Source organism: Kitasatospora aureofaciens (assembly GCF_001188955.3).
Taxonomy (GTDB): domain Bacteria; phylum Actinomycetota; class Actinomycetes; order Streptomycetales; family Streptomycetaceae; genus Kitasatospora; species Kitasatospora aureofaciens.
Map to the genome: position 1 here is coordinate 38,626 of NZ_JPRF03000025.1, position 13,634 is coordinate 52,259.

At 72.9% G+C, this 13,634-nt stretch carries 12 protein-coding genes; 9 read left to right on the forward strand and 3 right to left on the reverse strand.

Translation table 11 applies throughout. The annotated features are described in order from the left end of the window. Window positions 1–505 precede the first annotated feature (505 nt). The 3 genes from HS99_RS17570 to HS99_RS17580 all read left to right on the forward strand — a co-directional run bounded on the left by HS99_RS17570 (window position 506) and on the right by HS99_RS17580 (window position 2,498). Entirely contained in the window at window positions 506–1,150 is a 645-nt protein-coding gene (locus HS99_RS17570; RefSeq protein ID WP_232543139.1) for an RsiG family protein, read from the forward strand. A 71-nt stretch (window positions 1,151–1,221) separates the two neighbouring features. Next, entirely contained in the window at window positions 1,222–2,181 is a 960-nt protein-coding gene (locus HS99_RS17575) for an asparaginase (protein WP_030555379.1), read from the forward strand. A gap of 107 nt (window positions 2,182–2,288) precedes the next feature. Next, window positions 2,289–2,498 carry a dodecin gene (locus HS99_RS17580; RefSeq protein WP_030288965.1) on the forward strand — a complete coding sequence of 70 codons (210 nt, stop codon included), beginning with the start codon at window positions 2,289–2,291 and terminating at the stop codon, window positions 2,496–2,498. Between the two features lie 130 nt (window positions 2,499–2,628). Here HS99_RS17580 and HS99_RS17585 read toward each other — a convergent pair whose 3' ends face one another. Further along, entirely contained in the window at window positions 2,629–3,120 is a 492-nt protein-coding gene (locus tag HS99_RS17585) for an inorganic diphosphatase (protein ID WP_030059594.1), read from the reverse strand. A 97-nt stretch (window positions 3,121–3,217) separates the two neighbouring features. On the opposite strand from HS99_RS17585, the gene dacB reads away from it, so the two are divergent. The 6 genes from dacB to folE all read left to right on the forward strand — a co-directional run bounded on the left by dacB (window position 3,218) and on the right by folE (window position 11,329). Further along, on the forward strand, window positions 3,218–4,648 hold the full coding sequence (dacB, locus tag HS99_RS17590; RefSeq protein WP_030598468.1) for a D-alanyl-D-alanine carboxypeptidase/D-alanyl-D-alanine endopeptidase: 1,431 nt from the start codon (window positions 3,218–3,220) through the stop codon (window positions 4,646–4,648). 430 nt (window positions 4,649–5,078) lie between these two features. Beyond that, on the forward strand, window positions 5,079–6,263 hold the full coding sequence (locus HS99_RS17595; RefSeq protein ID WP_030288960.1) for an Rv3626c family coenzyme F420 biosynthesis-associated protein: 1,185 nt from the start codon (window positions 5,079–5,081) through the stop codon (window positions 6,261–6,263). A 310-nt stretch (window positions 6,264–6,573) separates the two neighbouring features. Further along, window positions 6,574–7,701, forward strand: coding sequence for a tRNA lysidine(34) synthetase TilS (gene tilS / locus HS99_RS17600; protein ID WP_030288958.1), 1,128 nt, complete (start codon window positions 6,574–6,576; stop codon window positions 7,699–7,701). Between the two features lie 70 nt (window positions 7,702–7,771). Further along, a complete protein-coding gene (gene hpt, locus HS99_RS17605; RefSeq protein ID WP_030059589.1) occupies window positions 7,772–8,326 on the forward strand; it encodes a hypoxanthine phosphoribosyltransferase in 555 nt (184 codons plus the stop codon). 226 nt (window positions 8,327–8,552) lie between these two features. Further along, window positions 8,553–10,604, forward strand: a complete 2,052-nt coding sequence (gene ftsH, locus HS99_RS17610; protein WP_030288956.1) for an ATP-dependent zinc metalloprotease FtsH — start codon at window positions 8,553–8,555, stop codon at window positions 10,602–10,604. A 119-nt stretch (window positions 10,605–10,723) separates the two neighbouring features. Beyond that, window positions 10,724–11,329, forward strand: a complete 606-nt coding sequence (gene folE / locus HS99_RS17615) for a GTP cyclohydrolase I FolE (RefSeq protein WP_030288954.1) — start codon at window positions 10,724–10,726, stop codon at window positions 11,327–11,329. A 25-nt stretch (window positions 11,330–11,354) separates the two neighbouring features. Here the strand turns inward: folE and HS99_RS17620 are convergent, their stop codons facing one another. Then, window positions 11,355–12,143: a ferritin-like domain-containing protein gene (locus HS99_RS17620; RefSeq protein WP_030555375.1), complete on the reverse strand. Its 789-nt coding sequence runs from the start codon at window positions 12,141–12,143 to the stop codon at window positions 11,355–11,357. Window positions 12,144–12,275: 132 nt separating this feature from the next. Beyond that, entirely contained in the window at window positions 12,276–13,430 is a 1,155-nt protein-coding gene (locus tag HS99_RS17625) for an alpha/beta hydrolase (RefSeq protein ID WP_030288948.1), read from the reverse strand. Window positions 13,431–13,634: the final 204 nt, after the last annotated feature.

The window sequence follows — 13,634 nt, forward strand, 5'->3', positions numbered from 1 at the left end:
CCGGGCTCGGGGCGCCCAACGAGGACGCGTGAGGAGGGCGCGTAAGGAGGAGCGCGGGCGAGGGACGCGTACGGGGGCGCACACGATGGGCGCGCAAACTGGTGGTGCACGCCGTGCGGCGCGCGCCTGCGCAGGTTCGAGCGCTGCTCTTCCTGCGGAAAGTCCCGGTCATATCAGCCACCCCCGTTCGCCAGGGGGCCGTTCGGGTGCACGGGCGGTGCGCGCGCGCCGGGTGGGGTGGCACGCTGGGGAACCGTACGAAGGGCTCGGCGCGCCTGAAGGTCCGCCGCACCGGGCCGGGGTTCGGCCGGGCGGTCGAGCCGGTAGGTCAGGCGTTCTGTCGGGGGTCGCCCTGGTGGGTGGTCCCGGCCGGGGAGCGGAACCCTTCGGGGGCCCCGGGCGTGCCAACGGACGGGACGCGCGAGCCCGTCGGGGGACGGGCCGGGCCGGCGGCAGGGACGGGCTGCCGCGAGCGGGCGGGATCGGACGACGGCAGGTGGGCTGGATGATGGACGCGAGCGGCGCGGCGTGGAACCGATCCGGGCAGGTGGCGCAGGCCCCCGGGGCCCCGGCCTGGGCGGCCGGCCCGGACGGCGAGCCCGACCTGGAGCGGCTGGACCTGGAGCAGCTGCGGATCCTGCGCCGGGAGACCATGGAGCAGGAGGCCGACCTGTCCTACCTGCGGCGGCTGCTGCACGGGCGGATGGACATCCTGCGGGCCGAGCTCGACCGGCGTCCCGGCGGCGGCACCGCCCACCGCGCCCGGTCGGGCGGCTACGGCAGCGGCGCCCCGGCGGTCGGCGGGGAGCCCGGCACCGACCTGCTGGACCTGCTGCCGGCCATCCTGACCGACGCGCCCTCCACCGTGCGGCGCTCGGCCCGGCACGTCACCCTCGGCCCGCCGCGCACTCAGGAGTCCCAGCTGGAGGCGGACGCGCTGATGGGCGACGTCCAGCTCGCCGACCTCGCCGCCCACCCCGCCGAGGAGCTGCTGGCCGCCCTGGAGCGGCTGCGCGCCCATGAGCGGGAGGTGTCCGGACGGCGCCAGCGGCTGCTGCGCACGGCCGACGGTTGCAATGCCGAGATCACCCGCAGGTACCGTGATGGGGAAGCACGGGTCGAGGACCTGCTCTCGGAGAGGCCGCTCTGACCGGGTGAGTCGTCGGGGGCGGTCGGGTCCGGCTTCCTCCCGGCCCACCCCCGCCCCCGGAAGGCACCCCGATGTCCCAGCCCGCCACCCCGCCCGTGCTCGCCGAGGTCATACGCTCGGGCTTCACCGAGGGCCGTCACCACGGCTCCCTGGTCCTGCTCGCCGCCGACGGCTCGGTGGAGTTCGTGCTCGGCGACCCCGACGCGCCGGTCTTCCCCCGCTCGACGGCCAAGCCGTTCCAGGCGGTGGCCACGCTGCGGGCCGGGCTGGCCATCGAGGGCGAGCTGCTGGCGCTGGCGGCCTCCAGCCACTCTGCCGAATCGTTTCACCTCGACGGCGTCCGGGCCATCCTCGGCTCCGCCGGCCTCGACGAGTCGGCCCTGCGCACCCCGGCCGACCTGCCGCTGGACGAGACCGAGGCGGAGCTCCTGCTCGCCGCCGGCGGACGGCGCGCCCCGATCCTGATGGACTGCTCCGGCAAGCACGCCGGCTGGCTGGCTGCCTGCGTCGCCAACGGGTGGGACACCGGCAGCTACCTCGACCCGGCTCACCCGATCCAGGAGCTGGCCCGCGAGGCCCTCGCGGAGGGGACCGGCGAGACCCCCGTGCACACCGGTGTGGACGGCTGCGGCGCCCCGCTGCTGGCCGTCACCCTGACCGGCCTGGCCCGCGGCTACCGCAGCCTTGTGCTGGCCGCCGAGGGCACCGCGCAGCGCCGGATCGCCGACGCCATGCGCGCCCACCCCGAGTACGTGGCCGGCACCCGCCGGGCCGACACCTGGCTGATGCGGGCCGTCCCGGGCGCGCTGTCCAAGATGGGCGCCGAGGCCGTCCAGGTGGTCGCGCTGCCGGACGGGCGGGCGCTCGCCTTCAAGATCGACGACGGCGCGGAGCGGGCCCGCGGCCCGGTGCTGGCGGCCGCGCTGCGCCGGCTCGGCGTGACCGGCGCGGACGACACCGTCGAGCGGATCGGCGCGGCCCCGCTGCTCGGCGGCGGCGCCCCGGTCGGCGAGGTCCGGGCGGCCTTCTAGCGCGCCCCGACAGCGCCGGGGCCCCTGCGGACCCCGTCCGGGGTGCGGGCGGCCCCGGGGCGGTGCACGGTGGACCGGGGGCCGTCGCACAGCTGAGGGAGTCCGCCATGACCGACCACGTGTACCGGGTGACCGAGATCGTCGGGTCCTCGACCGAGAGCGTCGACGCCGCGATCCGCAACGGGGTGGAACGGGCCTCCCGGACTCTGCGCAACCTCGACTGGTTCGAGGTCTCGCAGGTCCGGGGCCACCTGGAGGACGGCCGGATCAAGCACTACCAGGTGTGTATCAAGGTCGGCTTCCGGCTGGAGGACTGACCGGCTCCCGGAGACGGCAGAGGCCGGGGTCCACGGACGAATCCGCGGACCCCGGCCCCAGGAGAATCTGTCCCGACCTACCTCGAACTGCTCCGAACGGACCAGGAGCGAACGAGATCGGAACGACGGCTCAGTGGCCGCCCTGCTCCGCGAGGCGCTTGATCGAAGCGGTGACCTCGGCCTCGGCCTCGGCGCGGCCGACCCAGTTGGCGCCCTCGACGGACTTGCCCGGCTCCAGGTCCTTGTAGACCTCGAAGAAGTGCTGGATCTCCAGGCGGTCGAACTCCGACACGTGGTGGATGTCGCGCAGGTGCTCCCAGCGCGGGTCGGTCGCCGGGACGCACAGCAGCTTGTCGTCGCCGCCGGCCTCGTCGGTCATGTGGAACATGCCGATGGCGCGGCACTTGATGAGGCAGCCCGGGAAGGTCGGCTCGTCCAGGATGACCAGGGCGTCCAGCGGGTCGCCGTCCTCGCCGAGCGTGCCCTCGACGTAGCCGTAGTCGGCCGGGTAGCGGGTCGAGGTGAAGAGCATCCGGTCGAGCCGCAGACGGCCGGTCTCGTGGTCGACCTCGTACTTGTTACGAGAGCCCTTCGGGATTTCGATAAGGACGTCGAACTCCAACGGTTCCTCCAAGGTAGGGACTGACAGAATCCAAGTGTCTCCTACGGGAGTGAGTGCTCGGGAAAGGGGCCGGTCGGTGGGAGCAGGGGGAGGGGCGGTGCGCCGTCGCAGGGGGACGGCCGCCGGACTGATCGGGGCGGCCCTGCTGGCCGCCGGAACGGCACTGGGAGCGGGCGGCGCGTACGCGCAGCCGATCCCGACCCCGGGCGGGAGCGGGTCGCCCGCCGCGCCCTCGGGGCCCGCGACGGGCGCCGTGCTGGCGGCCGCCGGGACGGGCCCGGAGGCCGCCGTCCCGACCGCGAAGGGCCTCCAGCAGGCACTCGGCCCCTACGTCTCCGACAGGAACCTGGGCACCGTGAGCGTCGCCGTCGCGGACGCCGCCGACGGCCAGGTCCTCTACGGCTCGGGGGAGAACGTCCCCGGCACCCCCGCCTCCACCACCAAGCTGGCCACCTCGGTCGCGGCCCTGTCGCTGATCCCCGGCGACACCCGGCTCACCACCAGGGTGGTCCGCGGCGCGGACCCGGGCACCGTCACCCTGGTCGGCGGCGGCGACCCGACGCTCACCGCGCTGCCTGCCGACCAGGTGCAGATCGGCGGCCGGCCCGCCGACGCCGACACCGCCCCGGCCTCGCTGGAGGCGCTCGCCCGGCAGACCGCGGCCGCGCTCAAGGCGGCCGGCACCACCAGGGTCAAGCTGGACTACGACCTGTCGCTGTACACGGGCAGCCCGCAGCACAGGACGAACCCCGACAACTACAACATCGCCCTGGTCGTCCCGCTGATGGTGGACGAGGCCAAGGTCGACCCCAAGAGCCGTGAGGAGGCGCCGGAACGGTTCGCCGACCCGGCCGACGCGGCCGCCACGACCTTCGCCACGATGCTCGCCGCCCAGGGCGTCACCGTCGACGGCAAGGCCGGACCGGCCGCCGCCCCGGCCGCCGCCGACGCCCCCGTCCTCGGCAAGGTCGACTCGCCGACGGTCGCCCGACTGGTCGAGCGCCTGCTGACCGACTCCGACAACCAGCTCGCCGAGGCGATCGCCCGTCAGGTCGCCATCGCCGCCCACCAGCCGGCCGGCTTCGAGGGCGCGGCGGCCGCCGTCACCCAGCAGCTGACCCGGCTCGGTGTGCCGATGACCGGGGTGGTCCTCAACGACGGCAGCGGCCTGCACAAGGGCAACCAGATCCCGCCCGCCGCCCTGGTCCGGATCCTCGCCCTGGCCGCCTCCGACCAGCACCCCGCCCTGCGTCCGGTCCTCACCGGCCTTCCGGTGGCCGGCTTCACCGGCACCCTCGGCAAACGCTACGGCTCCGGATCCGGCGCCGCCGACGCGGCCGGCCTGGTCCGCGCCAAGACCGGCACCCTCAGCGGCGTCAACACCCTCGCCGGCACCGTCGTCGACGCCGACGGCCGGCTGCTCACCTTCGCCGTCATGTCCCGCACCGCCGACACCGTCCCCGCCGACACCGTCCGCGCCGCCCTGGACCGCATCGCCGCCCACCTCGCCTCCTGCGGCTGCCACTGAGCCGCCGCACCGTCGCCAACCGCCCTGCCCAGCAAGCCAGTTGGCCCGGGTCCGGGCGCGCGGGCCGACTGAGGCGCCCTCGTCCCCGGCGCGCTGCGGGGCCCTCCCGGAGGCCCGGCGGCCACGGGACCGGTGACCCCCGGCGCCCCAAGGCGTGTCCGACCATTCCCGCCGGGCGCGAGACGCTCCCCGGCCTTCGGCCGGGAGATGCCGCCACCCGCATGGACTCCCCGGGGCGGCGGGGCCCGCGTGATCCGTTGCGCACCCGGTGGCCTCTGCCGGGCGGGGTGGGTGTTCCGGGCCCGCGCCGGCGGTGTCCGGCGCGCTTTCGACGCCGCCGTCGGCGGCGGGTTCGAGGGGCCCCGGGGCGGGCAGGGGTGTTCGTGGCGGGTGGCTGCCGTTGACGGTGGGGAGCACGTACGGTGAGGGCATGACGAGCGCGAGTGGCGGGGCTGACATGGTCGACTGGAATCTCGCGGTCGCAACGGCGACCAGGCTGGTGCGGCCGGGGCCGGAGGTGAGCCGGGCGGAGGCGGCGGCGGTGGTCGCCGAGCTGCGCCGGCACGCGCTGGAGGCCGAGGAGCACGTGCGGGCGTTCACCGGGATGCGGTCGAGCAGTCTGGCCGCGGCCACCGCGACGCCGGTACTGGTGGTGGACCGTCCGGGGTGGGTGCGGGCGAACGTGGCCGGCTTCCGTACGGTCGTCCAGCCGCTGGTGGAGAAGCTGCAGGCGCGACGGGCGAACAGCGCGGCCGCGGGTGTGTTCGGCGCCGTGGGGGAGAAGGCGACCGGGATCGAGGTCGGGGCGCTGCTGGCGTTCCTGGCGACCAAGGTGCTGGGCCAGTACGAGACCTTCGCCCCGGCCGAGCCCTCGCTGGAGGCGCCGGACAGCCCGGCGGCGCTGTTCGACAAGCCGCGGCTGGGCCCGGAGGGCCCGGGGCCGGGCCGGCTGCTGCTGGTGGCGCCGAACATCGTGCACGTCGAGCGCGAGCTGGACGTCGACCCGTCGGACTTCCGGCTCTGGGTCTGCCTGCACGAGGAGACCCACCGGACGCAGTTCACCGCGGTGCCGTGGCTGCGCGACCACATCCAGTCCGAGGTGCAGTCCTTCCTGGCCGAGACGGACGTCGACCCGGGCGCGCTGCTGGAGCGGCTGCGCGACGCGGCGGGTTCGCTGGGGGCGGGGCTGCCGGGGGCGGGCAACCGGGAGGGCCGGGAGAGCCCGTCGCCGGGGAACCTGCTGGAGCTCGTCCAGTCGCCCGCGCAGCGCGAGATCCTCGGTCGGCTGACGGCGGTGATGTCGCTGCTGGAGGGTCACGCGGACGTGGTGATGGACGGCGTCGGCCCGGCCGTGGTGCCGACGGTCGCGGAGATCCGGGAGAAGTTCCAGCAGCGCCGCGACCGCGGGGCGAACCGGCTTGACCTGGTGCTGCGCCGGCTGCTGGGCATGGACGCCAAGCTGCGGCAGTACCAGGACGGCGCGGTGTTCGTGCGGGCCGTGGTGGAGCAGGTCGGCATGGAGGGGTTCAACCGGGTGTGGACGTCCCCCAACACCCTGCCGACCAAGGACGAGATCCACGACCCGGCCGCCTGGGTCGCCCGGGTCGGGCGCTGACGCAGCCCCGGGGCGCGGGCCGCTCCGGGGCGGCCGCGGCCGGGCGATCCCGGCGCACAGCGGGGCCGTCGCCGGTCGGGGGCGGGCAAACCCGCTCGTACGAGTGGTCCAATCAGGCAGTTGGTGGATGAAGATACGTTTCTCCATTCACCCGAACGTGGGACGGTGGTCGTACCGGTGGCGCGGGTGGCGTAGCGGGTCGCCACTTTCTGCCACCATCTGTGAGCGCCCGGTAACGCGGCGCTCATGCAGGTGCGCGGTTCCGGCCGCCCGCCGCAGTCCTGTCCCCTCCGTCGAGGAGTCGTCCGCCGTGGGCCCTCACCCCGCTGTCGCCGCGATACGCCTGGCCGTTCGCCGTACGCTCACCGACCTCGCCGCCGAGGCCGGTACCACCTTCACCGCGCCCGTGCGCGAGCCCCGCCAGCGCCCGGCCGAAGCGCCGCTGGTGGCTGCCGCCGTCGGCACCACCCTGATCGGCAACGCCGCCCGCCACCCCTCCGGGCTTCCCCGCACCCCGGCCGCCCCCGGCTCGCCGCTCGTCCTGGTCGCCGTCAGCGGCGGCGCGGACTCGATGGCGCTGGCCGTCGCCGCCGCCTTCGAGGCCCCCAAGATCGGCCTGCGGGTCGGCGCCGTCACCGTCGACCACGGCCTGCAGCCCGGTTCCGCCGACCGCGCGGCACAGGTGGCCGAGCGGCTGCGCTCGCTGGGCCTGGACCCGGTCGAGGCCGTCCCGGTGCTGGTCGGCCGCGCCGGCGGCCCGGAGGCCGCCGCCCGGGACGCCCGCTACGCCGCGCTGGACGAGGCCGCCGAGCGCCATGGCGCGATCGCGGTCCTGCTCGGTCACACCCGGGACGACCAGGCCGAGACCGTGCTGCTGGGCCTGGCCCGCGGCTCCGGCTCGCGTTCGCTGGCCGGGATGCCGGCCCAGAAGGGGCGCTACCGGCGCCCGCTGCTGGAGCTGGACCGCGCGGCCACCCGGCAGGCCTGTTCCGCCCAGGCGATCCCGGTCTGGGACGACCCCCACAACTGTGATCCCGCCTACACCCGCTCCCGGGTCCGCCACGAGGTGCTGCCGGTGCTGGAGAAGCACCTGGGCGGCGGTGTGGTGGAGGCGCTGGCCCGTACCGCCCGGCTGTTCCGCGACGACGCCGACGCCCTGGACCAGTGGGCGTCCCTGGCCGAACGCGACCTCCGTACCGGCGAGGGCACCCTGGACGCCGTGAAGCTGGCCGAACTGCCGCCCGCCGTACGGCGCCGGGTGCTGCGCCGGGCCGCGCTGCGCGCGGGCTGTCCGGCCGGCGACCTGTTCGCCCGTCACCTGGAGACGGTGGACCTGCTGGTCACCGGATGGCGCGGCCAGGGGCCGCTGCACCTACCCGGGGGCGTCGAGGCCACCCGTAGGTGTGGCACGCTGGTCTTTCGGCGGCAGGGCGACTGAGGGCGAGGCACGTCCCGGGGGAGCCGGCCGCCGGCCACACAGACCCCGAACGTTTGAGGACGTATCCCCGGTGGACCAGAACGACATGGGCGCTGACCTCGCGAAGGTGCTCATCAGCAAGGACGAGATCGACGCCAAGCTCCTGGAGCTGGCCGAGCGCATCGACCGGGACTACGCAGGCAAGGACCTGCTGATCGTCGGCGTCCTCAAAGGGGCCGTGATGGTCATGGCCGACCTCGCCCGGGCCCTGCACTCGCAGGTCACCATGGACTGGATGGCCGTCTCCTCGTACGGCATGGGCACCAAGTCCTCCGGTGTGGTGCGGATCCTGAAGGACCTGGACACCGACATCGCCGGCCGGGACGTCCTGATCGTCGAGGACATCATCGACTCGGGTCTGACGCTGTCCTGGCTGCTGGGCAACCTGGGCTCGCGCGGCCCGGCCTCGCTCGAGGTCTGCACCCTGCTCCGCAAGCCGGACGCGGCCAAGGTCGAGATCGACGTGAAGTACGTCGGCTTCGACATTCCGAACGAGTTCGTGGTGGGCTACGGGCTGGACTATGCGGAGAAGCTGCGTAACCTCCCCTTCATCGGCACCCTCGCCCCGCACGTCTACGGCGGCTGAGGGCCCCGTTCGGGCGATGGGCGGGAACAGTAGGTTGTTCCCGCCCGTTGCACCGGGGGACAAAGAACCACAGCCGTGTCGCCGCGCTCCCGCCGTGGGTGGGTGCGACTGCGGTACGGTCCAATAAACCGCTCTTCACATGAGCACCAATCGGATGCGCCGCGGCCCACAAGCCAGCCGGCGCCGTTGAGTGGCAGGAGGGACGGGGCGGCAACGCCCCGCATGGATGGACGTCAAGCGATACTTCCGTGCGCCGATCATGTGGATCGTGCTGGCCGTCCTCGCCGTCATCGTACTGATGCAGGTCGTTTCGGACTCGAACGGCTACAAGACGGTGGACACCGGTCAGGTCGTCGCAGCGATCGACGCGCACAACGTCAAGTCGGCGCAGATCACCACCGGTGACTCGAACACGATCAAGATCCAGCTGAAGGACGGCGCCACGCTGTCCCCCGCCGGCACGGGCAAGGCCCCGTCCGGCACCAAGTTCCAGGCCTCGTACATCGGTGACCAGGGCGTCGCGATCGCCGACAAGCTGCAGTCACAGATGAACGACCGGAGCAGCGCCCTCACCGAGGGCTACACCGTCAGCCCCGAGAAGCAGAGCACCTTCGTCAGCCTGCTGCTGTCGATGCTGCCGATCGTCATCATCGTGCTGGTCTTCCTGTTCCTGATGAACCAGATGCAGGGCGGCGGCTCGCGGGTCATGCAGTTCGGCAAGTCGAAGGCCAAGCTGCTCACCAAGGACACCCCGAAGACCACCTTCGCCGACGTCGCGGGCGCCGACGAGGCGGTCGAGGAGCTCCACGAGATCAAGGAGTTCCTGCAGGAGCCGGCCAAGTTCCAGGCCGTCGGCGCCAAGATCCCCAAGGGCGTGCTGCTCTACGGCCCGCCCGGTACCGGCAAGACCCTGCTGGCGCGTGCCGTCGCGGGCGAGGCCGGGGTGCCGTTCTACTCCATCTCCGGGTCCGACTTCGTCGAGATGTTCGTCGGTGTCGGTGCCAGCCGCGTCCGCGACCTGTTCGAGCAGGCCAAGGCCAACGCCCCGGCGATCGTCTTCGTCGACGAGATCGATGCCGTCGGCCGGCACCGCGGTGCGGGCCTCGGCGGCGGCCACGACGAGCGCGAGCAGACCCTCAACCAGCTGCTGGTCGAGATGGACGGCTTCGACGTCAAGGGCGGCGTGATCCTGATCGCCGCGACCAACCGCCCCGACATCCTGGACCCGGCGCTGCTGCGCCCGGGCCGCTTCGACCGCCAGATCGCGGTGGAGCGCCCCGACCTCCAGGGCCGTCTGGACATCCTCAAGGTGCACCAGAAGGGCAAGCCGATCGCGCCCGACGTCGACATGTCGGCCGTCGCCAAGCGCACCCCCGGCTTCACCGGCGCCGACCTGTCGAACGTGCTCAACGAGGCCGCGCTGCTGACCGCCCGCTCGGACAAGAAGCTGATCGACAACGGCATCCTGGACGAGGCGATCGACCGCGTCGTGGCCGGTCCGCAGAAGCGCACGCGGATCATGTCCGACAAGGAGAAGAAGATCACCGCGTACCACGAGGGCGGTCACGCCCTGGTCGCGGCGGCCTGCCAGTACAGCGACCCGGTGCACAAGATCACGATCCTGTCCCGCGGTCGGGCCCTCGGCTACACCATGGTGCTGCCGGACGAGGACAAGTACTCCACCACCCGCAACGAGATGCTCGACCAGCTGGCCTACATGCTGGGCGGCCGCGCGGCGGAGGAGCTGGTCTTCCACGACCCGACCACCGGCGCCTCGAACGACATCGAGAAGGCCACCGCCACGGCGCGGGCCATGGTCACCCAGTACGGCATGACCGAGCGCCTCGGTGCGATCAAGTTCGGCTCCGACAACTCCGAGCCGTTCCTGGGCCGTGAGATGGGCCACCAGCGCGACTACTCGGAAGAGGTCGCCGGGCTGGTCGACGAAGAGGTCAAGAAGCTCATCGAGAGCGCGCACAACGAGGCCTGGGAGATCCTGGTCGAGAACCGCGACGTGCTCGACAACCTGGTCCTGGAGCTCCTGGAGAAGGAGACCCTGAACAAGGAGCAGATCGCCGAGATCTTCGCCCCGGTCGTCAAGCGCCCGGCCCGGCCGGCCTGGACGGGCTCCGCCCGTCGCACGCCGTCCACCCGGCCGCCGGTGCAGTCGCCGAAGGAGCTGGCGCTCACCAACGGCGCCGCCGCCTCCGACACCGCTCCGGTGGACATCGTGAAGCTCCCGCCGCTGCCGGCCGCCGAGCCGCCGACCGAGGGCTGATCCGGGCTCCCGCAGGGGACCCAGGAGGGAATGGTTGCCGCGTCACCAGGGTTTGTACCCTGGAGGCGCGGCATCCGTGCTGTTCAGCCAGAGTCTTCCCCCAAGTAAGCGAGGCCCGCATGATCGACCCGGTGACGCTCGACGGTCCGCCCGCCGTCGGGACCTTCGACCAGAAGCGGGCCGAGAACGCCATCCGCGAGCTGCTGCTCGCCGTCGGGGAGGACCCGGACCGCGAGGGACTGCTGGAGACTCCGGCCCGGGTCGCGCGGGCGTACAAGGAGATATTCGCGGGCCTGTGGCAGGTGCCCGAGGACGTCCTGACCACGACCTTCGACCTCGGCCACGACGAGATGGTGCTGGTCAAGGACATCGAGCTGACCTCGGTCTGCGAGCACCACCTGGTGCCGTTCCGCGGTGTGGCGCACGTCGGGTACATCCCGTCCACCAGCGGCAAGATCACCGGACTGTCCAAGCTCGCCCGGCTGGTCGACGTCTACGCCCGCCGCCCGCAGGTCCAGGAGCGGCTGACCAGTCAGGTGGCCGACGCGCTGATGCGGATCCTGGAGCCGCGCGGGGCGATCGTCGTGGTCGAGTGCGAGCACATGTGCATGTCGATGCGCGGCATCCGCAAGCCCGGCGCCAAGACCATCACCTCCTGCGTGCGCGGCCAGCTGCGCGACCCGGCCACCCGGGCCGAGGCGATGAGCCTCATCATCGGCCGCTAGCCGGAGCGGGGCCGGACGGCAGGACTCAGGGCACCTCGTGCTCCGCGTGCGGCGGAGCCGGGGTGCCCAGTGCGTTGCGGCGCTCCGGCATCCGGAGCGTGACCATCCGGCGCCAGCCGAAGGCCCGGTCGTACAGGTAGAGGGCGTGCACCCCGAGGGTGACCAGGGCCAGCTGCCGGCGCGACCAGCCCAGGATCCGCGCCATCCGGGCGGCGACCGCGAGCCCGACGTCCCGGTGGGTGCGGATCTCGCCGCGGGCGCTGGTCTCCAGGGCGTGCCGGATGTACGGGCCGTGGCCCTCGGCGGTCAGCCGCAGCAGCTCCTCGTGGCAGTACGCGAGGTGGTTGTCCTCGTCGGCGGAGATCATCCGCATCGCCCGGCCGAGTTCCGGGGTGTCCCCGTACACCTTGACCAGCTGGCGCATCTGCTCGGCGGCGCGCTGTTCGGTGACCCGGCTGTGCGCGAGGTAGGTGATGATCTCCCGGACGCTCAGCGGGGCGGCGCCGTTCAGCCGCTCGTGGGAGAGGCCGATGCCCTTGCGCTCCAGCAGCATGCAGTAGTCGGCCTCGTCCGGGACGGGCACCTTGGGCAGGCCGCGCTTGTTCAGCAGCTGGGTGAAGATCCGGCCGTGCTTGCGCTCGTCCGCGCCGTGCCGGGCGATCTTCGGCGCGAGCACCGGGTCCCGGGTGAGGGCGCTGATCCGCTCGTTCTCCCAGCCGCCCTGGTCCTCACCACCGGCCGCGATGCTGCAGAACAGCTGGTACGCCTGGTCGTTCCGGTAGATCTCGTCGAAGAGCGATCGGGTGCTCAGCACGGCGCCTCCTGCGCGGATCCGGGGCGGCGCCCGCCGGGGGGCGGACGGGCGGTCGCGATACGTCCCCCCGAACCGCCGGCCGGTCGGGACCGACCGGCGGGTAATCACTCGGACGCGCCGGCTCGTCGTCCGTCACCCCAGGTGGGAGCCCAGCCACTCCAGTGAGGCGGGCAGCTCCCTGGTCCAGCTGTCGAAGTTGTGCCCGCCGTCGTCCAGGTACAGCGACTCCACCTTGAACTGGGGGTTGGCCGCCGAGACCTGGGCGGCCTGCTCGACGAACTGGACGGTCTGCGGGTAGTCCGCCTCCTTGCGGGTGGAGACCACCAGCAGGTTGAGCGGCGGCGCCGGGAGGTTCTGCAGCCGCCAGTCGAGGTCGTGCTGCTGCGTCAGCGTCTTGTCGCCGTTGAAGAGGTCGCCGCCGGTGTACTGGTCCTGGCGCACCGCGAAGTCGCCGTGCAGGCCCGCGGCGTTCCCGTAGACGTTCGGGAAGCGCATCGACAGGCGCATCGCGCAGCTGCCGCCGGTGGAGTAGCCGAACAGGCCCCAGGAGCCGGCCGAGCGGCCGAGCCGGTACGCGCTGTGCAGCGCCGCGGGCACGTCCTTGACGAACCAGGTCTCGGTGCGCGGCCCCCCGGGGACGTCCACGCACTCGGTGTCCCGGGCGGGGACCACCGCCGGGCGGGCCAGGACCAGGACGGTCGGCGGCATCTTGCCGGAGTGCTGCAGCTCGACCGCGGTCTGCAGCAGGGGCAGTTCCTTGAGCAGGTTCAGCGTGGTGCCCGGGAAGCCGGCCAGGGCCAGCACGACGGGGAAGCGGACCAGGGCGAACTTCGGGTCGAAGTACTCGGGCGGCAGGTAGACGAACATCTGGTCGGAGAAACCCGTCTCCTTGCCGTTGACCCGGACCGACTCGATCTTCCCGACCTCCTCCGGCGCCCCCTTGGGCAGGTTGCCGACACCCTCCAGACCGCCCTCGTCGGTCGGCTGGACCAACTGGTCGGAGACCGGTGTGCCGCCCTTGTGGTTCTCGTTGCTGGTCAGTACACGTTTCGCGCCGCCGGGGTTGAGCAGGTCGTCCCAGGAGGTGTAGAACCCGAAGGAGTTGTTCACCGACAGCGCCAGCACAGCGAGGATCGAGACTTGAACGACTGTCAGCAGGCCGATTCGGCCGAGCACCGGGAGCGGGCGCTGGCTGGCCAGCCGTGGCCAGACCCACAGAGTGGAGACCAGGGCCACCACACCCAGTGCGAGCAGCGAGTTCACCAGCGCTTCGCTGGTCAGTTCCATGCCGTCGGCCTTCCGGTGGGACACTGTCGATGCAGGTTTCATCGTCTGGCGGTCCGTCAGGTAGGGCCACCGCAGCTAGGCTGTCCGGGCGCCCGGGCCGGCACGGGAGGGCGGGGGGAGGCCGGGGGCAACCGGCGCCCTAGAATGCGGCGTCCACCGTACGTAACGCGTACCGGAGGGTCCTGTCCCGCCACGCGGCGGCGG